A 20,331-nucleotide genomic window follows, 5' to 3' on the forward strand; every position below is an offset into this window, starting at 1 on the left:
TCCCTACAAAAACCTAAGGTAATTCAAAATATTTTAGGATGAATATAAGTCAGACCAAAAGTCTAAAATGCTTAAATATTCGGCATTCACAATAAAAATTTATCTTTTTATTCTTACATATTTTTTATAAAAAGTCAGAACTTAAAAAGAAGTTCTTTTCTCCTTTTAATGGCTTTTCAAGTACATACTTTAACCAAACAAACGCTTATAACACTATATATGGTTTTAACCACCTGAAAAAAAGCTTTTTCACATAAATTAGCGCTTGATCATGATTACTTTTGCTCTAAAATTCCTTCTTTTTTATTAAATTTAATTTATGCAACATCTTCGTACCGGAGATATTATTGCCTTAGGTTTTATGACCTTTGCCCTTTTTATTGGGGCTGGCAATATTATCTTTCCTCCCATCGTTGCTCAACAAGCTGGTGAGCATGTATGGTTAGCTGCACTAGGCTTTTTAATTACAGCTGTCGGCTTACCTGTAATTACCATCATGGCACTCTCTCGTATGCAGGGTTCCATTGAAATTATTAGTTCTCCCTTAGGTCGAGTAGCAAGTCTGATTTTGACAGTTATTTGTTATTTGTCAGTCGGCCCTCTATTTGCTACCCCTCGTACAGCTACTGTTTCTTATGAAATTGGTTTTTCCTCTTATTTTGGAACATCAAGTAGTAGTCTTTTAATCTATAGCGCAATCTACTTTTCATTTGTAACTTTAGTTTCACTTTATCCAAACAAGTTATTGGATACAGTTGGACATGTACTTGCGCCGCTTAAAATTATTGCTTTAGCAATTTTAGGAATTGCAGCAGTCATGATTCCTGCGGGTTACGTACCTGCCCCGATTAACCATTACGTTGCATCTCCGGTTTCAGAGGGTTTCGTAAACGGTTATCTCACAATGGACACTTTAGGTGCACTCGTATTTGGTATCGTTATTATTCAAGCGATTTACTCTCGCGGCGTAACTGATAAAAAGTTAGTCACCAAATATGCAATTATTGCCAGTCTCATTTCAGGTGTTGGTCTTACTTTAGTCTATTTAAGCTTATTCAAATTAGGTTTAGGTAGCCATGAAGTAGCACCAAATGCAGCAAATGGCGCAGTAATTTTACATGCATATGTACAGCATGCTTTTGGAAATATGGGTTCATTATTCTTAACTGGACTAATCTTTTTAGCATGTATGGTTACAGCAATTGGCTTAACTTGTGCGTGTGGTGAGTACTTTGCTCAGTTAACGAAATTACCATATAAGCTTTTAGTATTTATTTTAGTTGGTTTCTCCTTCATTATTTCGAATCTTGGATTGACTAAACTGATTGCTATTTCAGTGCCTGTCTTAAGTGCAATCTATCCACCTGCAATTGTGGTGATTATGCTGAGCTTCTTTTGGAAATTTTGGCACAAACCTTCTTTTATTGTTGGTTCAGTAACAAGTATTGCTTTAATTTTCGGTATTATTGATGGCCTTAAAGTTGCAGGTTTTGGTGATTATTTACCTGAATTTCTTCAACATTTACCATTAAATGAACAAAACTTAGCTTGGTTGATCCCATCTTTAGTTGTTCTTGTAATTACCGTAATTATCGACAAAGTTAAATTCAAAAGTATTTAATCTAGTGACTTTTTTGAAATCGAGTTTTATCCAAACATGATTTTATATATTGAATAGAATGCTGTGTTTACCCAACCAGCATTTTATTTCCACACTAGTTTTTAATGACAAATCAACTATAGATATAATTAATTTTTACTGTAAAATTACACTAAAATAATTTTTAGCTACTCAGGAAAGAAGAGCAACAATGAAAACTAAATATTACCTAACATTAGCAGATGCAGAGTTTTTAATGGAAGAAGCTCAAAAATATGCAATTGAACACAACTTTAAAGTCAGCATTGCGATTGTTGACGAAACAAGCTCTCTATTACTTATGAAACGTTTAGATGGCGCCTCTCCTTTAAGTTCACATCTATGCTTAGAAAAAGCAAAATGCTCTTCAATATCAGGTAGACCATCAAAATTTTACGAAGAACTTCTACAAAGTGGTCGTCTTGGTTTTTTAAGTATGCCTAGTGCTCAAGGGATGCTAGAAGGTGGGAAACCGATTATTCATGAAGGTGAAATTTTAGGTGCTATCGGTGTATCTGGTGTTCAATCTTTTGAAGATGCAGAAATTGCCCAACATGCAATTGATACCTTTTTTAAAAAGCAAAATAGCTAAAATAACGTGATAGGAAAGAGAAATTAATCCACTTTTCACTTAAATAGTTTCTCTTTTCTAAAAAAGTAAGTATTTCATACAAAAATATTTAATATTTACTTTTTTAATACCTTAACCTTTTATAAATATAGAACTTTTTATAAAACTGCTCAAAAAATTTTCTATTCGCTATTGAATTGAATTAAAAATAGCAGTACAACATTAAACTTAAAACTTATTCTTGACTAAAACATTAGGTTTTAGCACAACCACAAGGAGGGATGGAGATGTTATCATTACATTTCAACAAACAAGTCTTCATTAACACTCTGAACAGCAAAGATTCAGTTGTTTATGGAGTAACACCGCTTGCTCTTATGCTGACTTTACTGTTTCAAGGTATGATTAAAGGAAATCTGAAGCCCGAATACTTTATGTATGCGATGGTGGTTTCTTTCATATTTTGTCTGTGGGCCTTTGTCGATCATAAGATGCGAAAACTAGCTAAAAGACGTCTTAGTCAACAAAATTTGAATACTTAAAAAATGGATGAGTAATCATCCATTTTTATACACCTATAAATAAAAAAATTGTTCCAATAACTAAAATAGCTGTAGCCAACAATTCAGTAACAATCAATGCCACCATCATTAAAGACATTAACCACGAAGGCAGATTAAATCTACCTAACCGATGTGGAGTTTTGAATTGATTTGTCGTGTCCTGTAAATATCCATGTATGATATAAACCAATATTGAAAAACTAAAAAATAAGACATTTGCCAGCACACACCACAAAGTAATATTTTCATTTAAAACAGTAAAATAACTTAATACAGCAAGAATTAGGCTAGCAGCTGCATAAAGCAAGCTACTGCGATGAGCGATGTCAACATAATAATGGGCACGATGTAATTCTGAACGGCGTATTTGCCAATATTTCCACACCCCTGTAAACATTCCAATCCATAAAAATATGCCACTAAATATAATAGCCAACTGTACAGCTTTCGGTAAATCCATCTTTTTTCCAATTATTCGTTTTATTAAAATTTAATGAGCTGTATAGCATAAATCTTGACTTTATAGTCACATTTTAATCAAGTATCGTTTTAGAACTCATGTAAATTAAAGTTATTAATAAGCCAATTATTACGTAATATTATGGATAACACCTTTGAATCATTTTGGATGACCTGTGAAGATGGTTATCAACTTGCTGCACAATTTTATCCAGCTCAATCAAAAAAGTCGGCAAATCCTGTTTTGATTTGTCCAGCCACAGGTATCACTAAAAATTTTTATCATCCTTTTGCTACATGGTTAAGCCAACAAGGTTATGACATATTAAGCTTTGATTTCCGAGGAATTGGAGACTCATTGCATGGACCTTTAAAGCAAAGCGATGCAAGTATTAATGATTGGGGAACGCTTGATATTCCTTGTGCAATTGATGCTTTATTAGAAAAAACCCGAGCAGAACAAGTTACTCTTCTTGGCCATAGTGCGGGTGGGCAACTGCTAGGGATTGTGCCAAATTTTCATAAAGTAGCAAAAGTTGTTGCGGTAGCAGGTTCTACGGGCCATGTAAAAGGACTTAAAGGTAAAACTAAGTTTCTGGCCCCTGTTATGTTTAACCTTATCTTTCCAATTTCTAGTACTTTAAAAGGTTATGGTGCTACTCAATTTATTGGAATGGGTGAAAACTTGCCTAAAAAAGTCGCGCAACAGTGGAGAGAATTTTGTAGCAATCCAGGTTATGTGAAAAATGCAATTGGTAAAACTATTTTTCATGACTTTCATACTGAAATTAATTGCCCTATTACTTCAATTTGGGCAAGTGATGATGAAATTGCCACTCAACACAACGTTGCAGATTTATTAAGTTTATATCCGAATGCATCTACTAAAATGCTAGAACTGGACCCAACAAAACTCGGCTATAAATCAATCGGACACATGTTAATGTTTAAGAAGTCACATCAAAAGCTGTGGTCAGTCTTAGAGCAAGAAATTCAATAGTAATTTAAATTCTATCATTTAGTTTTTGCCTCTATGCCCGTAATCCGGTGTAGAGGTTTTTTTTATTATTAGCAGTCCCCTTTTTATAAAATAACTTTATTAAATTTATAGTTACTATAAGAAATTAAAATATAATAAGTATTAATTCCTTTGTATTTTAAATAAGCGTTTTTTACGTAAATACGTCGATATAGCCTTAAACTTCTGCTATGGTAATTTATCTGAAGCTGTTGTTTAAAAACGGTTAAACTAACCTATTTTAATACAAACAGCTTCTTTTTTTCTGTTTTAGCTAAACCAAAGAAATTGTTCAAGGATAAGTATGCTAGCACTCGAGCCTCGACATATTCATATGAATCAACATGCTGTTGATAAAAAGCATGCATTACAGTGTCTAGTAGATATATTAGTAAAAGATGGGTTAGTTACGCCTGAATATCTAACAGGACTCATCGATCGCGAACAGCAAAGCGCCACCTATTTAGGTCAAGGAATTGCAATTCCACATGGGACTCCCCAATCTCGTGAATTTATTTTAGAAACAGGTATTCGGTTAGCTCACTTCCCAGAAGGAATAATATGGGATGGGGAAAACACAATTTATTTGGCTGTTGTTATTGCAGCAAAATCCGATGAACATTTACAAGTACTACAAATATTAACTCGAGCTTTAATGCAAGATGTAAGTGAACAGGTAAAAAATGCGACACAACCTGAACAAATTATTGAACTCTTGCAAGCTCAACCCCTATCTTTAACTTTGCACGAAAATTTAATTCAAACTGACATTGAATCTCAAGATATTGAAGATTTGTTATGGTCAGCTTCTCAAATTCTAAAAAAACATAATTTTGTAAAATGTGGTTTTTTAAGCTCACTTGATCCGGATCAAGTTATCCAGCTACAAGACCAGATCTGGTCTATTTCTAGCAATAAATTTGTTCAACAACCTGCAATTAGTATTGTAAAACCACGCCAAACTTTAGATATGGGTGGACAAAAACTAAATACGCTAGTTTGTATTGCTGCCAATGAGCAGTTAGATAACCAACGGTTTAATCGACTTATTGATATTTTATTTAATCCCGAGCAAGTCGCACAGCTAGATCAAACACAGGCACCAAATGAAATTGCTAAAATTATTGGTGCAGATGTTATTCCAGATTGGCCTCATCGTTCGGTTGTATTAGCCAATGTCCATGGATTACATGCGCGACCAGCGACTCACTTGGTGAATTTAACTAAAAGTTTCCAAGGTGATATTCAAGTCGCAGTGGACGAAGGTAATTTTGTTTCTGCTAAAAGTTTGACGCGCCTCTTGGCTTTAGGATGTAAACGTGGTCAGACTTTACGTTTTATTGCCGAGCCAGAAACAGATGCTGTTGACGCTTTAGATAAAGTTATTCAGGCCGTGCAAGAAGGTTTAGGAGAGGAAGTTGAACCAATTCAATCTCCAGATACTCAAGAAGCTCAATCGTCTCAAACAGTAACCCCACTGCCAAAAACATTGAGTACAAATACAGGTATTCCAGCTTCTAGTGGTCTAGCTTTTGGACCTGTACATGTCATTAAACCTAAGGTTTATCAATATGAACGCATGGGTTTAAGTGTTAAAGAAGAAAAAGAAAAACTGGATATTGCACTTCATACAGTTAAAAACAATATTCATCAAGTGATTGCAAAATCTGAAGTTACTGAAATTAAGCAAATCTTCCAAGCACATTTAGAAATGCTTGACGATCCAGATCTTATTAATGGTGTTTATCAAAAGATTAACTTAAATCTTTCGGCTCCTGCTGCTTGGCATGAACACATTGAAGCCGCTGCTAAAGAGCAAGCAGCTTTACCGGACCGCTTACTGGCTGAGCGTGCTACAGACTTACGTGATATTGGCGATCGAGTTTTAGCTCAACTCTGTGGTGAAGTTATCATCGAAGAACCCAAAGAGCCTTATATCCTGATCATGTATGATGTGGGGCCAAGTGATGTAGCTCGTCTTAATAAAGATCGTGTAGCAGGTATTTTGACAGCTGTAGGTGGTGCAAGTGCCCATAGCGCTATTGTTGCTCGTGCTTTAGGGATCCCTGCAATTGTTGGTGCTGGTGACCAAGTACTAGATATTGAACAAAAGAGTTCTCTTTTAATTAATGGGGATACGGGAACTTTTATCTTAAATCCGAATACTCAGCAAATCGAATATGCAAAACAGGAACGTGAACTTCAACAGAAAATCCGCGAAGAAGCAGAACGCCACAGCCAAGAACCTGCAATTACTCTAGATCAACACCAGATCGAAATTGCTGCCAATTTAGGAAAAGTTCAAGCTACCGCTCACGCAGTAGAATGTGGTGCCGAAGCAATTGGGTTACTTAGAACCGAACTTGTTTTTATGGCTCATAGTAGTGCTCCAAGTGAAGCTACTCAAGAAGCAGATTATCGGGTTGTTTTAGATGCCCTTGCTGGTCGCCCACTTGTAGTACGTACTTTAGATGTAGGTGGTGATAAGCCACTTCCTTACCTGCCAATTGCTGAAGAAGAAAATCCATTTTTAGGTCTAAGAGGTATTCGTTTGACACTCAGACAGCCAGAGCTGTTACGTCAACAACTTATCGCTTTGCTTAAAGCCGCAGATAATCGCCCTTTACGAATCATGTTCCCAATGATTGGCCGTGTGGAAGAATGGCGTGCTGCCAAAGCCATTCTGGATGAAGTTAAAGCTGTACATCCATGTGCCAACTTACAAGTTGGTATTATGATTGAAGTTCCTTCCGCTGCTTTACTTGCGCCTATTCTTGCTCAAGAAGTGGACTTTTTCAGTATAGGAACAAATGACTTAACTCAATATACTTTAGCGATTGACCGTGGTCACCCTATCCTCTCGGCTGAAGCAGACGGCCTCCACCCAAGTATTTTGCAATTGATTGATCACACTGTAAAAGCTGCGCACAAACATGGCAAATGGGTAGGTATATGCGGAGAACTGGCAGCCGATCCAAAAGCTGTACCAATCCTTATGGGATTAGGTGTAGATGAGCTTAGTATGTCACCGAACAGTATTCCTTTGGTGAAAGCTCAAATTCGTACACTTAACTACAGCCAAGCTCAGATGCTTGCAAAACGCGCACTAGAATGTGAGAGCGCCAGTGCTGTACGTCAGTTATCCGAACAAGAAATTTAAAGATTAGGAACAGTAATGGCTAAAGTTTTAACAATTACTTTAAATCCTGCAATTGATGTAACCATCCAACTCAATGAATTACAAGTTGGTGAAGTAAATCGCCAAGAATCTGTAGAAATACATGCAGCTGGCAAAGGATTAAATATTGCACAGGTTTTAAAAGATTTAGGGCATGAGGTTATTGTTTCTGGATTTTTAGGAACAACAAACAAACAAATTTTTGATGATCATTTTAAAGAAGCTCAATTCCAACCTGAGTTTATTTATATTGAAGGCGAGACTCGTCAAAATATAAAAATTGCTGAACATTCTGGTCGTATGACCGATTTAAATGGAAAAGGTTTCTTAGTTTCTGAACTAGATAAAAAGAACCTCTTTCAAAAAATCGAAATGATTTTGCCACAGGTAGATGTAGTTGCCATTGCTGGGAGCCTTCCACAAGGTTTTAGTGTTGATGAATTACAGCAACTTATTAAACTCATTCAACAGCAAGGAAAAAAAGTTGCACTTGATACAAGTGGTAAAGCATTGGTCGCTGCAATTGAATGTCAACCATGGATGATTAAACCAAATACAGATGAGTTATTCGAAAGCTACCAGCTTCCTGCTGCGACCTATGCTGAACAAAAAAAGCTTTTTGAAAACTTAGCTAAAATTGAGCATGTCGTTATTTCGATGGGCGAAGACGGTGTAAACTGGCTACACGATACTCACCCACTTCATGCCAAAGCTCCTAAAGTGATCGTTAAAAGTACCGTTGGTGCAGGTGACTCTCTTTTAGCAGGCATGATTCATGGCTTAATAAATGGCTTCTCTGATGAAGAAACATTAAAAACTGCTACTGCAATTGCGAGCCATGCTGTCACACAAATTGGCTTTCGTATTCCCAATGCTGAAACGCTAAACCAGTTAAAAGCCCAAACTACAATCAATTCATTGAGTGAATCTGATGCTAACTGCTAAACATTTATTATTTGTCATTAATAGTCCGCAACAGCAAGTCAATGCTTTGATTTTAGCTCGGAAACTTGCACAAGTCGCATCCCAACAGGGTTATCCAAATAACATTATTTCGCTTGATGAATTCGAAATAAGTGAAAACTTTGATCAAGTCATTATTGTTGGACAACGCCCGAAAGATCTTAACAGCTTTGGTACACATCCATTATCTTTCATTAGCATTGAAGAGATCAAAAAGGATGCTCACACAGCTTTCCAAACTGCCTTAGATCATGTTAAGCCAGCACAAGATTGGCTAAGTGATAATGCGCCATCACTAAACAAAGCAACTAAATTTGTTGCAATTACAGCTTGTCCTACAGGTGTTGCACATACTTTTATGGCTGCTGAAGCTTTACAACAAGGTGCAGAAAAACTTGGGTATGAGATTGAAGTAGAAACACAAGGTTCAGTTGGCGCAAAAAATATTTTATCAGCTCAAGCTATTGCTGAAGCGGACATTGTGATTCTTGCGACTGACATTGAAGTTAATACAGATCGTTTTGTAGGTAAGCGTGTTTATCGATGTGGTACTGGTTTTGCCTTAAAACAAACAGATAAAGCCTTTGCTGAAGCAATCAGTAATGCACAAGTTTTGGAACAAGGTAAGCAACAAACATCAGCAGAGAACAAAGATAAAACCGAAAAAGTTGGTGTATATAAACACCTCTTAACTGGTGTTTCTTATATGTTACCTATGGTCGTGGCTGGAGGGCTTTTAATTGCCCTCTCCTTATGCTTCGGCCTAAATGCTGCTGAACAAGCAGGAAGCTTACCAGCCATATTAAAACAAATTGGGGCGGCTGCCTTCATGCTCATGGTCCCGATGTTATCGGGATATATTGCCTACTCAATTGCTGATCGTCCTGGTCTCGCACCTGGTTTGATTGGTGGTTTACTCGCCTCTCAATTACAAGCAGGTTTTTTAGGTGGTATTGTTTCGGGTTTTCTTGCAGGTTATATCGCACTATTTATCGCTAAAAAACTTAAACTTCCTACAAGTTTAGAAGCACTTAAACCAATTTTAATTATTCCGTTATTAGGTACGTTATTTGTTGGTCTTATTATGTTCTACGTGGTTGGACAACCTGTAGCACATATTTTCGAGCTAATGAAAGACTTTTTAAATAACATGGGTACAACAAATGCTGTGTTAATGGGAATTATATTAGCAAGCATGATGTGTATCGATTTAGGCGGTCCAATCAATAAGGCAGCCTACGCTTTTACTGTCGGATTATTGACAACAAATACCTATATGCCAATGGCAGCAACAATGGCGGGTGGTATGGTCCCTGCAATTGGTATGGCCATTGCAACTTTCATTGCTAAAAATAAATTTAGTACCGGAGAGAAAGATGCAGGTAAAGCTGCTTTCGTATTAGGTTTATGTTTTATTTCCGAGGGTGCTATTCCCTTTGCAGCTAAGGACCCAATGCGTGTTATTCCAACTTGCATTTTAGGTGGCGCTGTAACTGGAGCACTTGTTGCATTATTCCATTGCGAATTAGTTACTCCTCACGGCGGCGTATTTGTTCTTTTAATTCCAAATGCAATTAATCATGCTTGGTTATACCTCGCTGCCATTGCAGCAGGTAGTATCGTTACAGGCATAAGCTATGCGATTGTTAAGAAAAAAATAGAAGAAAAAATTGTGACCAATGCATAATTTAAAAAGGGAGAATTTTATATTCTCCCTTTTTTTACATTTCATATGTTTCAACAAATAAAATTTTAAAACTCTTCAATTATCTGCTTTACGCTACTCGCATAATTTAATCTGAATAACTGTTGTTATAAGCTGCGCTAGCTCTTCCACTTTACAGTTAAGGTAAGCCTCGATTTAGAGGATAGCAGCATGGAGCATGAGGAAAACTCTTAAAAATATAATTTATAGACAAAAAAGCTAAATTTACAAAGTTAACTGTTTAACTATTATTTTGATTTTATCTATAACAATCAAATAGTTGAAAAGATAAACTTTTTAAATCATTAAATAATAGATGTTTCATGTTAAATGTATGGTAAATTTTATTAATAGCAATACAGGTTAAGATGTTGATATTAATAAATATTTATTATTTAAATATCTTAATTTTTCATAATTATGACTTTAGAGACAAAAACTATCTCGTTCAATGCCACGTTCAAATCATAATTTTTTTTCTACGATGCCTTTGCAAGCAAATATCGTTTAATTAACGATCAAGCAAGCCTAGATGCAATCTTGTATATCTGTTCAAAGATTTTAAGGAATTAAGGACTATGACTCATCAAGTCACATTAACTTTCAATAAACTTTGACTATAGAAGAAGAGTATTTGTAGTTTATGCAAAGTATAGCGATGCTTATCAAGACAACAGCACTTAAAACCATGTCATTGTTAAATTTAGCTATATAAATTTTGCTCACCAAGTAAAGTCCTGATATAACTTGCTTGATGAAACTATATTTTTCAACTATTAAAGATAGTTCACCAGAAATGCGATCCACCAAGGTATGGGGAAAAGTCAATGACAAAGAAGTATGCGCGTTTTTTACCTACAACAGAATCTTTTACTCTTGAAGATTTTCCATATTATTGGATTACTCAAGTACATGCTCAATATGTACAAAACATTGATAATGCTTTAAAAAAATATGGTTTAGATAACTCACGTCGACGCATTATGTTGGCTTTAAGCAGTAAGCCGCATGCAAGTGTTTCTGAACTTTCAGATATGATTATTTCAAAAATGTCGACGACTACCAAAATTGTATATCGTTTAAAAGATGAAGGTTTAGTTGAAACTTATTCTTGTCAGACTGATGGTCGAATTACTCGTGTAGTACTTACAGAAAAAGGTACTGAAATGATCAATAAGATTAATGATCTAACCAGTGTCGTACTCGAACAATCGTTCGAAGGAATCACCCCTTTGCAATTAGAAAAAATGATGGAAAGTTTAAAATTACTTTTAAAGAATCTATCTCGTTAAACTGATATAGATGTCTTATAGTCAGTAATAATTAAGCTCTCTTTAGGAGAGCTTTTTCTTTTTTAATAACTTCTCTAGTTGTCGATAGAAACAACACACCACATAAAATAATCAATTAACTTCTCATCTGTTGACTTGAGACCTCAACTCCAGTAGAAATTCTCTTTCAATAACTGAATAGCAAATTTTTGAAAATGGCTAAAAGAAAATATAAAAGTGACAAGTTTCAAGTGCGTCGTATTAACCGTCAATGGTGGGTACTCGAAAAAGATCTTGAATCAAACTATTATTTAAAACATGAGCAAGTGGCAACAAAAACCTTAGCAAACAACTATGCTGATGATTATATTGAACAATACTATATGAATCTTTATATTCAACAACAGTTAAAAAAACCTGAAACTGTATAAAAAAAGCCATTTGGCTTTTTTTATTTTTAATACTTAGCATTTACAAGAACAAAAATTACGCATAAAAAAAACCTACATCTTGGGGAAAATGTAGGCTATAAAATGCACAAAAAGGAAATATATATCCTTTTTGACAAAAAGAATTTTACGATAATATAAGCCTTTATTTTATATTACTTTTGTAAACTTAATAGTGATTATTGTATTTATTTAAAATTTTTAAAACCTCCCCTATTTATATATTATGATTAAAATTTGATTTATTAAAATTTTTATCTTTCCAATTACTTCGCAACATTTTTTATAATTTATTTTATTATATTTATTAAGATACGTTTCTAAAGATAATTATAAGTTTCTGTTTTAATAAGTTTTTTACAAAAATAAGCATAAATCTTTTTTTAACATAAGATAATTAAAAATCAATAAATAACAAAAACATAAATTAAATATTAAGTATATAATATATTTAACGCCTTAAATTTAGTTCAAAAAAAAGCCAACTGAAATTTATTTATTGCTGTTTTGGTTACTACAGAAAGATTACAATAATGACTGATAAATAGATTAACCCCATACGATCTTTTCTAGGCAAGTTATGACTTCAATGTCGAACAACACTCAAAAGCATTTTATTGTTGAGCAAATTCCGCTACCGACTTGGGTGAGTGACGAAAATGGCTTGATATTATATTGCAATGTAGAGTGTACAGAATATTGGCAGGATACTTTTTCTCCATTACCTCAGCAATGGTTAGATTTTATATATCCCGTCGATTTAGAGGAAGTCAAAAATAAATGGCTCGAAGCCATTCGCCTGCAGAAAAGAATAGAACTAAAATGCCGACTTTTACAAATTGGCAATCTATATAGATGGTGCAAACTCTCTATTCAGGCATCCAAGTATCGGGGTTCATCTCTAGCCAGTGAATGGTATGTCAGCTTTTTAGATATTGATCACGATATTCAAGAACAACAAAACTTGCAAAAGAACATTGAAATCCAAAATCAAATGTTAGATATCAGTGTAGATTGCATAAAAGTATTAAATGTAGATGGCACAGTTTCTCATATGAATAAATCAGGATGCCTCGCTTTAGGGGTTCCTGTTGATGAAACAGAGTTTGGAATGAAATGGCTTGAGCTCTTGCCACCCCATATTCGTAAACGTGGACGCGTTGCTTTAAAAAAGGCGCTTCAGGGTAAAGTTGCCAGATTTGCAGGAATGAGCTGTTTACCCGATCAGGAACCTGAATATTGGGATAATATGCTTACCCCGATTCATCGGGAAAATGGTGAAATCGGCCAAATACTATGTGTCTCACGTAACGTTACTCAACAGCATTTGACAGAAAACCAGCTCAGAAATATGAGCGAGAGAGATGAGCTGACTGGTCTATGTAATCGGCGTTCATTTAAATTCCAACTTAAGCGTACCCTTGCATATTCAAAAGATACTCAAACAAGTGTGGGGTTGCTTTTAATTGACCTCGATCACTTTAAACATATTAATGATACTTTAGGGCATAGCGCAGGCGATCATCTTCTAAAAGTTTTATCCAAACGCTTTAGTCATTGTGTTGATGATGAAAGATGTTTTGTTGCACGTTTAGGTGGAGATGAGTTTGCGGTTATTATTAATAACCTCAAATCTGAAAATGATGTGCGTGACCTAGCAGCTATTTTACTTCAGCAGTTAAATCAACCTATCACTTATTTAGGTAATGTCCTAAATGGAGGTATGAGTATTGGTTGCGCTATCTACCCTCAAGATGCAATAGACCAGTCAGGTTTACTCAGTTGTGCAGATATGGCATTGCATGACTTAAAAGCGCGTGGTCGTGGTGGTATTCGCATGTATGATCCATGCATGATGCAAATGACCGAAACAGTCGCTTCTCAGCTTAATTTAGCACGTCAACTTATTCGCCATCATACCATCCAGCCCTATTATCAACCCAAAGTGGACTTAAGAACCCATCGCGTTGTAGGTTTTGAAGCTTTATTACGCTGGCATACAACTTCAGCTCAAAGAGGTTATCCTGCACAAATTGCAGAGGCGTTTAAAGATTATAATTTAGCGAGTAAAATCGGTGAAACGATGCAACATCAAGTTTTACGTGACATCGCAAAATGGATAGATCTTGGAATTAAACCTCTTCCTGTTTCGCTCAATGCCGCACCAGTGGAGTTTTTAAGAGACAATTATGCTGAACGGCTTTTGAAAAAGATCAATCAATTTCAAATTCCAACACATTACATTGAAGTAGAAGTTACTGAACATATGCTGGGTGACCGAGGTTCAGAGTATGTAATCCGAGCACTTAATAAATTAAAACAGCATGGAGTACATATTGCACTAGATGACTTTGGTACAGGTTTTTCATCGCTAACCCATATTCGTGATTATCCAATTGATAGCTTAAAAGTAGATTGTAGTTTTATACAAAAGATGCAACATGACCCATCAATTTATGCGATTGTTCAAGCAATTGGATTACTTGCTCCAAATTTATCACTGGGACTCATTGCAGAAGGGATTGAAACTCCGGAACAAGAAGAGTTACTTCGACAGTTTGGATATAGTATAGGTCAAGGATTCTTGTTTGAATCTGCTATTGATGCTAATCAAGTTATTTCAATCCTTAAACAAAATCAGCCCTACTTAGAAAGTCATTACAATGCTTTAAGATAAAATTTTAAATAAGTTTTATTGCCTCGATTCATACTAAAAATAAACAATAACATTTTAAAAAATGTTCATAATATAAGCATAAAGATAAAAATTCGGTGTTTTGACACCATACATTGTCATAGGACAATAAGGAGCAATATATGAGTTATCACCATATCTTGGTTCCAGTCGATGGTTCTCCTACTTCACTCATTGCTGTCAATCATGCAGCATCACTTGCTAAGGCCTTTGGTAGTAAAGTCACTCTAGTATATGCACTTACTATAGATCCTTTCATTTCTGTAGAATTCATTGATAGTACAGAATTAGCACAGGATTATTTTAATAAAGCTAGAGCATCGATTCAGGGCATTTTAGACCAAGCAAAAGAACAATTTAGCCAACATGGAATTTCTGTTGAAACAAAAATTGTTGAGGGTCAAACAATTCACACAGAAATTATTAAAGCAGCGACCGAGCTTAAAGCGGACTTGTTAGTCATTGGTTCTCATGGTCGAAAAGGGTTTAAAAAGTTCTTCTTGGGAAGTGTGACTCAAGCTCTTTTAGGAGAAATTCATTTACCGGTACTCGTCGTAACTGAATAGTTTTTCTTAAGCTGAAAAAAACCGATCTTATGTAGATCGGTTTTTTAATACTCGAGGTTACTGAGCCTTATAGGTAAATTTAATCAAAGATCCTGGGTTTTCTAAGGTGTTCGTTACAGAGCCATCATCTTTTTGAACATTTCCGGCAGTATCTGTCAACACATATAAAACATTCCCATCTGGACTTGCAATCACATCACGATATCGGTTGTTGCTCTTAAACATCGGTACAGCATCATCATAAGTCGCACTATAAGTTGGATCTAACTTAATACGGAAAATGACACCACGCTTTAAAGATGGAACCAATAATGTATTTTCCCAACCAGAAATTGCTTTTTTGCCACCCTTGTAAACATAAGCAGATGCTGGTGCAACCGTTGGCCAGCAAATGTAGGTCATATCCCCACAAGTTGGGTCATTATAATTATAGGTATCTTGGACGGTATATAAAGTTTTTAACGGCGGTACAAAGTTTTTACCGGTCCATTCAGACTCTTTGGCTACTGGAACCCCTGCTGCTACTTTTAAACCATTTTGTCCTAAATCTTTAATTTGTGCTTTATTGGTTGCTGCTGAATAATTTGCATACGCATAACCACTGTCATCTTTATAACCGGCTACATTTGGCCAGCCATAGTTGCCACCTTTGACAATGAGATTAATTTCATCATCAGAATTAGGCCCCTGCTCAGATTGCAATAATTTTCCATTTGGGGTAAATGCCAAGCCCTGTGGGTTACGATGACCCAGCGTATAAATATGACTAACTACACCGTTAAAACTTGGGTTGTCTTTAGGAATACTTCCATCCAGATTCAAGCGTAATACCTTACCCATATAGGTATGATAATCTTTACCACTCACTTCTTGTTGAGTAGGCGTATGCTGTGCTTGATTTGGTAAGAATAAATAAGCAAGCTGGTTACGCCCCTGATCACCAATCGTATAGTAAATCTTTTGATCTGGACCAATGACAAGACGACCTGACTGATGGTCTTTCGATGAAGGTAATCCTGCTAATAAATCTACGGGCTTCTCAAGCGTATCAGTTGATTTGTTATAAGTATATCGACGAATAATCGTTTGGTTCGGTAATTCTTTATCTGTAGATTTCGGATTTTTAAATGTGCCTGAAATATAGATATAAGGATTATTTTTAAAGTCAGGATGAAAGGCAAAGCCTAACAAACCGTTTTGTCCATCAGCATCATTTACAATCTCAGGCACCTGAAATACTGTTTTCACACTGCCCGACTCAGGATTAACTCTGAGAATCTTGCCTGTTGCCCGCTCAGTTAACCAAATTTGATTATCAGGCCCCCACAACAAAGCATGCGGCTTATTTAAATTAGAGAGAATAACTTTTTTGTCAAAATTTTCCGTTTTTGCTTTCGCAAATTGAGCCGGAGTAAGAGGAACATCAGCAAAGGCTGAATTGAGCGTCAGTAGTTGTGCAGCGCCTAATAAAGTAATTTTAGCCAATAAATGTTTATTCATGTGTCCACCTTATAAATTGTCAAAATTTTTCGAGAATTTTTAAACCTGTAATAAAGGGTTTGTACGAGTTCTCTATATGATTTGTATTATGATGAATAACCAATCTATTAAAATCTAAATTTCTGAAAGGCTCTGTTGCATAAAAGTAGCTATTCAAAATAGATAAAGTCTCTTTAAGATGAGTGACTTAAACTCATCATTGATCTATTTTTATCTTAATATTTTTTGAATATGAGTATGATTTTAAATAACCACTTATTAACGAAGTAATTGATAGATAAAAATTAATACCTAAAGAGACAATTCTAATTATAAAAATATACATCTAAAAAATTTAAAAGATAGAAGCTGTAATTAAAGATTAGTTTTATAAATAAGGATATTTTATGTGTGCAAACTTTAAGCCTATTAAAAAAACTCATGCTAATCAATTAGACTTATTTGAACCCACTTTTGACTATAAGATGGACATCTACCCAAGCGATGATTGCCCACTCATTTTATCTCATCAAAATGAAGTTGAATGGCGAAAAGCTAAATTCGGGATGCTGCCTCCCTATGCAAAAGAAATCTCTTTCAAATATGCAACCTATAATGCAAGAACAGAGACTGTAGAACAAAAGCGTTCGTTTAAACATGCGTGGTTAAATGACCAGTTTGCTCTTATTCCTGTTGAAGCTATTTATGAACCTAAATACATTAATGGGAAAGCACATTGGTATGGCATATTTCGTCAAGATGGGCAACCTTTTACACTTGCCGCAATATATGAGGAAACTCTCATTGATGAACAGAAAGTTAGGTCAATGTCGCTATTAACAATCAATGCTGATCATCACCCTTTTATGAAACAATTTCATAAACCTGATGACGAAAAACGTTCAATTATTGTGATACCTGACCATCTCAGAAATGATTGGCTAAACTGTACCCATTCTGAAGCAAAAGATTTTTTCTTAGATATACCCTTGAATGAATTTATCTCAATGCCTAAGGCCGAAATGAAAAATTATGATTAACCCGTCTATCTATTCGCTTTTGGTAAGCGCAAGTTAGTCAACCTTAAAAACTTATGCTATTCTTCGGCCACTTTTTAAAGCCTCAAATTTTCTATCATCATGACACTTACGCCACCTTAAGTTTATTTACCCTTATTCATTGTAAATAACTCATCACTGTTTAGTGATGTGGTGTAGCCGCTTGTGTTGATATATCACATCACTAGCCTTTTAAAAATTTAAAACTTAGGCTATTTCTCATGTTATCGAATGTCCGAGAACAATGGTTTTCTAATGTCCGCGCAGATATTCTTTCAGGTCTTGTTGTAGGCCTTGCTTTAATTCCAGAAGCAATTGCATTTTCAATTATTGCGGGTGTAGATCCCAAAGTCGGTTTATATGCTTCTTTTTGTATTGCCGTTATTATTTCATTCGTAGGGGGTCGTCCCGCTATGATTTCGGCGGCTACAGGCGCGATGGCTTTGGTTATGACAACGCTCGTAAAGGAACACGGGCTTCAATACTTATTTGCAGCGACAGTATTAACCGGTGGCATACAGATTTTGGCTGGATATTTCAAACTTGCCAAACTCATGCGTTTTGTTTCCAAATCGGTCGTTATTGGTTTCGTTAATGCCCTCGCCATCCTTATCTTTATGGCTCAATTACCCGAGTTAGTAAACGTAACTTGGCAGGTCTACTTATTAGTAGCGATAGGCTTAGGAATTATCTATTTATTCCCCTATATTCCCAAAATTGGAAAATTCTTTCCTTCTCCCCTTATCTGTATTGTAGTAGTCACACTACTCGCTATTTTCTTAGGTTTTGATGTTCGAACGGTTGGTGATATGGGTTCGCTACCAGATACCTTACCGATATTTCTAATTCCCGATATTCCTTTTAATTTAGAAACACTTCTTATTATTCTTCCATATTCATTAGCGCTTGCCGCAGTTGGCTTACTTGAGTCGATGATGACAGCAACAATTGTTGATGAAATGACTGATACAGAGAGTGACAAATTTCAAGAGTGTAAAGGTCAAGGTATAGCGAATATTGCCTCAGGTTTTATGGGTGGAATGGCGGGTTGTGCCATGATTGGCCAATCAATGATTAATGTAAAATCAGGTGGTCGTACACGCTTATCTACTTTTTGTGCAGGTATATTTTTACTTATTCTAGTTGTCTTTTTAAGTGATTGGTTAAAAGTGATTCCTATGGCAGCTCTGGTTGCTGTCATGATTATGGTATCGATTAGTACGTTTGAATGGAAGTCACTTACCCACTTTAAAGCCAATCCCCAAAGTAGCAATATCGTTATGATTGCCACAGTTATTGTGGTAGTAGCTACTCATAACTTAGCATTAGGCGTATTAACTGGCGTATTACTTTCCGCCTTGTTCTTAGCCAATAAACTTGAAAATGATATTCACGTGAATACTTCACTTGAAGGTAAAACCCGTTTGTATGAGTTAAGAGGACAAATATTTTTTAGTTCGTCTGAAAAGTTTATACAAAGTTTTAATTTTAAAGAAGATATAAATGAAGTCATTATTGATCTTACTCATTCTCATATTTGGGATGTGACTTCTGTGGCAATGCTAGATTCGGTAGTAAATAAATTTCAAAAGAACCATATTAAAGTAACGGTGCAAGGTTTAAACGAAGCCAGTTCAATCATGATTGATAAGTATGGTACCCACGCAAAAATTTAAAAAAGGTCCTTCGGGACCTTTTCTACATATTAAAGACTAATTTTTTATTAAGGCGACTTATACAATAAACGATTTGGACTACCAGAAGGATTTTTTACCACATTTGTACTGGCTTGATTTAAAAGATTAGTAGAGATGGTTTGTGGAGTCGCAGTAGGAGTACTTTGCAACATTTCAGCAACTACGCCTACAACATGTGGAGTAGCCATTGAAGTACCATTTAATACTTTAGTAGCTGTATTACTCCCAATCCAAGAAGAATTAATTTGGCTTCCCGGTGCAAATATATGATATACGCTGAATTATCAGGAGACTTTCCCTTGGGAGATTCTAGGCAGCCAACTTATAAAAGTCTTCGGCCATTTGATTTGGTGTCTTAAAACCCAAACCCTTTTGAATTCTTCGATGATTATAAAATAACTCAATGTATTTTATAATATCTGCTTTGGCTTCTTCTCTGGTTTGATAGTTGTAATGATGCACTAACTCATTTTTCAGTATTCCCCAAAAGCTTTCAATCGGTGCATTATCGTAACAGTCTCCGCGCTTGCTCATTGAACCTTGAAAACCATATTGCTCAAGTATATTTCGATATTCCTGGCTGCAATATTGACTTCCTCTGTCTGAATGCACAATCAGTTCTTTGGTTGGTTTTTGATTGTGAATAGCCATATTTAGCGCATTACAAACAAGCTGTGTTGTCATGCGCTCATTTAAGCTATAGCCAACCACTTGCTTCGTGTAAAGGTCTTTTACCGCTGCTAAATACAGCCATCCTTCAACAGTCCATATGTACGTAATATCACTTGACCATGCTTGATTTGGTCTAGTCATTGAGAATTGTTGCTCCAGCAGGTTTTCATAGATCGCTCGATTATGGTCACTATTCGTAGTCCTTTTAAAACGCTTGTGTCGCTTACAATACAGGTGGTTCAGCGCTTTTATCTGACGTACAGCGTACATACTCATTTTTATACCCTGAGCTTGTAAGTATTTGGTTAATCGAATATAACCATAGCTCTGCTTTGTCTCCTCATGGGC

Annotated in this window: 15 protein-coding genes and 2 pseudogenes; 13 read left to right on the forward strand and 4 right to left on the reverse strand. The window is 35.6% G+C overall.

The window, feature by feature from the left end:
* The first annotated feature begins 319 nt into the window (after positions 1-319).
* From brnQ to ACINWC141_RS15445, 3 genes are all read left to right on the forward strand, one after another.
* Complete coding sequence (gene brnQ / locus ACINWC141_RS15435) at positions 320-1,621, forward strand: branched-chain amino acid transport system II carrier protein (protein WP_009392598.1); 1,302 nt, start codon at positions 320-322, stop codon at positions 1,619-1,621.
* A gap of 190 nt (positions 1,622-1,811) precedes the next feature.
* On the forward strand, positions 1,812-2,231 hold the full coding sequence (locus tag ACINWC141_RS15440) for a GlcG/HbpS family heme-binding protein (RefSeq protein ID WP_009392680.1): 420 nt from the start codon (positions 1,812-1,814) through the stop codon (positions 2,229-2,231).
* Positions 2,232-2,497: 266 nt separating this feature from the next.
* Entirely contained in the window at positions 2,498-2,752 is a 255-nt protein-coding gene (locus tag ACINWC141_RS15445) for a hypothetical protein (protein WP_034678891.1), read from the forward strand.
* Between the two features lie 25 nt (positions 2,753-2,777).
* Here ACINWC141_RS15445 and ACINWC141_RS15450 read toward each other — a convergent pair whose 3' ends face one another.
* Positions 2,778-3,233: a hypothetical protein gene (locus ACINWC141_RS15450; protein ID WP_009392700.1), complete on the reverse strand. Its 456-nt coding sequence runs from the start codon at positions 3,231-3,233 to the stop codon at positions 2,778-2,780.
* Between the two features lie 141 nt (positions 3,234-3,374).
* On the opposite strand from ACINWC141_RS15450, the gene ACINWC141_RS15455 reads away from it, so the two are divergent.
* The 8 genes from ACINWC141_RS15455 to ACINWC141_RS15490 all read left to right on the forward strand — a co-directional run bounded on the left by ACINWC141_RS15455 (position 3,375) and on the right by ACINWC141_RS15490 (position 15,077).
* Positions 3,375-4,232, forward strand: coding sequence for an alpha/beta hydrolase family protein (locus ACINWC141_RS15455; RefSeq protein WP_034678892.1), 858 nt, complete (start codon positions 3,375-3,377; stop codon positions 4,230-4,232).
* Positions 4,233-4,554: 322 nt separating this feature from the next.
* A complete protein-coding gene (gene ptsP, locus ACINWC141_RS15460) occupies positions 4,555-7,410 on the forward strand; it encodes a phosphoenolpyruvate--protein phosphotransferase (protein WP_009392688.1) in 2,856 nt (951 codons plus the stop codon).
* Between the two features lie 15 nt (positions 7,411-7,425).
* Positions 7,426-8,373 carry a 1-phosphofructokinase gene (gene pfkB / locus ACINWC141_RS15465; protein ID WP_009392603.1) on the forward strand — a complete coding sequence of 316 codons (948 nt, stop codon included), beginning with the start codon at positions 7,426-7,428 and terminating at the stop codon, positions 8,371-8,373.
* A complete protein-coding gene (locus tag ACINWC141_RS15470; RefSeq protein WP_009392702.1) occupies positions 8,360-10,078 on the forward strand; it encodes a fructose-specific PTS transporter subunit EIIC in 1,719 nt (572 codons plus the stop codon). The genes pfkB and ACINWC141_RS15470 overlap by 14 nt, the downstream gene beginning before the upstream one ends.
* An 845-nt stretch (positions 10,079-10,923) precedes the next feature.
* Complete coding sequence (locus ACINWC141_RS15475) at positions 10,924-11,388, forward strand: MarR family winged helix-turn-helix transcriptional regulator (RefSeq protein WP_002121027.1); 465 nt, start codon at positions 10,924-10,926, stop codon at positions 11,386-11,388.
* Between the two features lie 194 nt (positions 11,389-11,582).
* Positions 11,583-11,798, forward strand: coding sequence for a hypothetical protein (locus ACINWC141_RS15480; protein WP_009392674.1), 216 nt, complete (start codon positions 11,583-11,585; stop codon positions 11,796-11,798).
* A 598-nt stretch (positions 11,799-12,396) separates the two neighbouring features.
* Positions 12,397-14,493: a sensor domain-containing protein gene (locus ACINWC141_RS15485; RefSeq protein ID WP_009392636.1), complete on the forward strand. Its 2,097-nt coding sequence runs from the start codon at positions 12,397-12,399 to the stop codon at positions 14,491-14,493.
* Positions 14,494-14,633: 140 nt separating this feature from the next.
* A complete protein-coding gene (locus ACINWC141_RS15490) occupies positions 14,634-15,077 on the forward strand; it encodes a universal stress protein (protein WP_009392647.1) in 444 nt (147 codons plus the stop codon).
* A gap of 57 nt (positions 15,078-15,134) precedes the next feature.
* On the opposite strand, the gene ACINWC141_RS15495 is transcribed toward ACINWC141_RS15490, so the two are convergent.
* Positions 15,135-16,577 (reverse strand): glucose/sorbosone family PQQ-dependent dehydrogenase, encoded by a 1,443-nt coding sequence (locus ACINWC141_RS15495; RefSeq protein WP_009392613.1) that lies wholly within the window; start codon positions 16,575-16,577, stop codon positions 15,135-15,137.
* Between the two features lie 386 nt (positions 16,578-16,963).
* On the opposite strand from ACINWC141_RS15495, the gene ACINWC141_RS15500 reads away from it, so the two are divergent.
* Positions 16,964-17,596 (forward strand): SOS response-associated peptidase family protein, encoded by a 633-nt coding sequence (locus ACINWC141_RS15500; RefSeq protein WP_009392602.1) that lies wholly within the window; start codon positions 16,964-16,966, stop codon positions 17,594-17,596.
* A 239-nt stretch (positions 17,597-17,835) separates the two neighbouring features.
* Positions 17,836-19,290: a SulP family inorganic anion transporter gene (locus tag ACINWC141_RS15505; protein ID WP_009392704.1), complete on the forward strand. Its 1,455-nt coding sequence runs from the start codon at positions 17,836-17,838 to the stop codon at positions 19,288-19,290.
* A 47-nt stretch (positions 19,291-19,337) separates the two neighbouring features.
* Here ACINWC141_RS15505 and ACINWC141_RS19835 read toward each other — a convergent pair.
* Both ACINWC141_RS19835 and ACINWC141_RS15510 read right to left on the reverse strand, forming a co-directional pair.
* Positions 19,338-19,589: pseudogene (locus ACINWC141_RS19835) on the reverse strand (S8 family serine peptidase); the annotation flags it as partial.
* A 31-nt stretch (positions 19,590-19,620) separates the two neighbouring features.
* A pseudogene (locus ACINWC141_RS15510) lies at positions 19,621-20,331 on the reverse strand (IS3-like element ISAba22 family transposase); the annotation flags it as partial.

Origin of the sequence: Acinetobacter sp. WC-141, assembly GCF_000313935.1 — a bacterium.
Lineage (GTDB): Bacteria > Pseudomonadota > Gammaproteobacteria > Pseudomonadales > Moraxellaceae > Acinetobacter.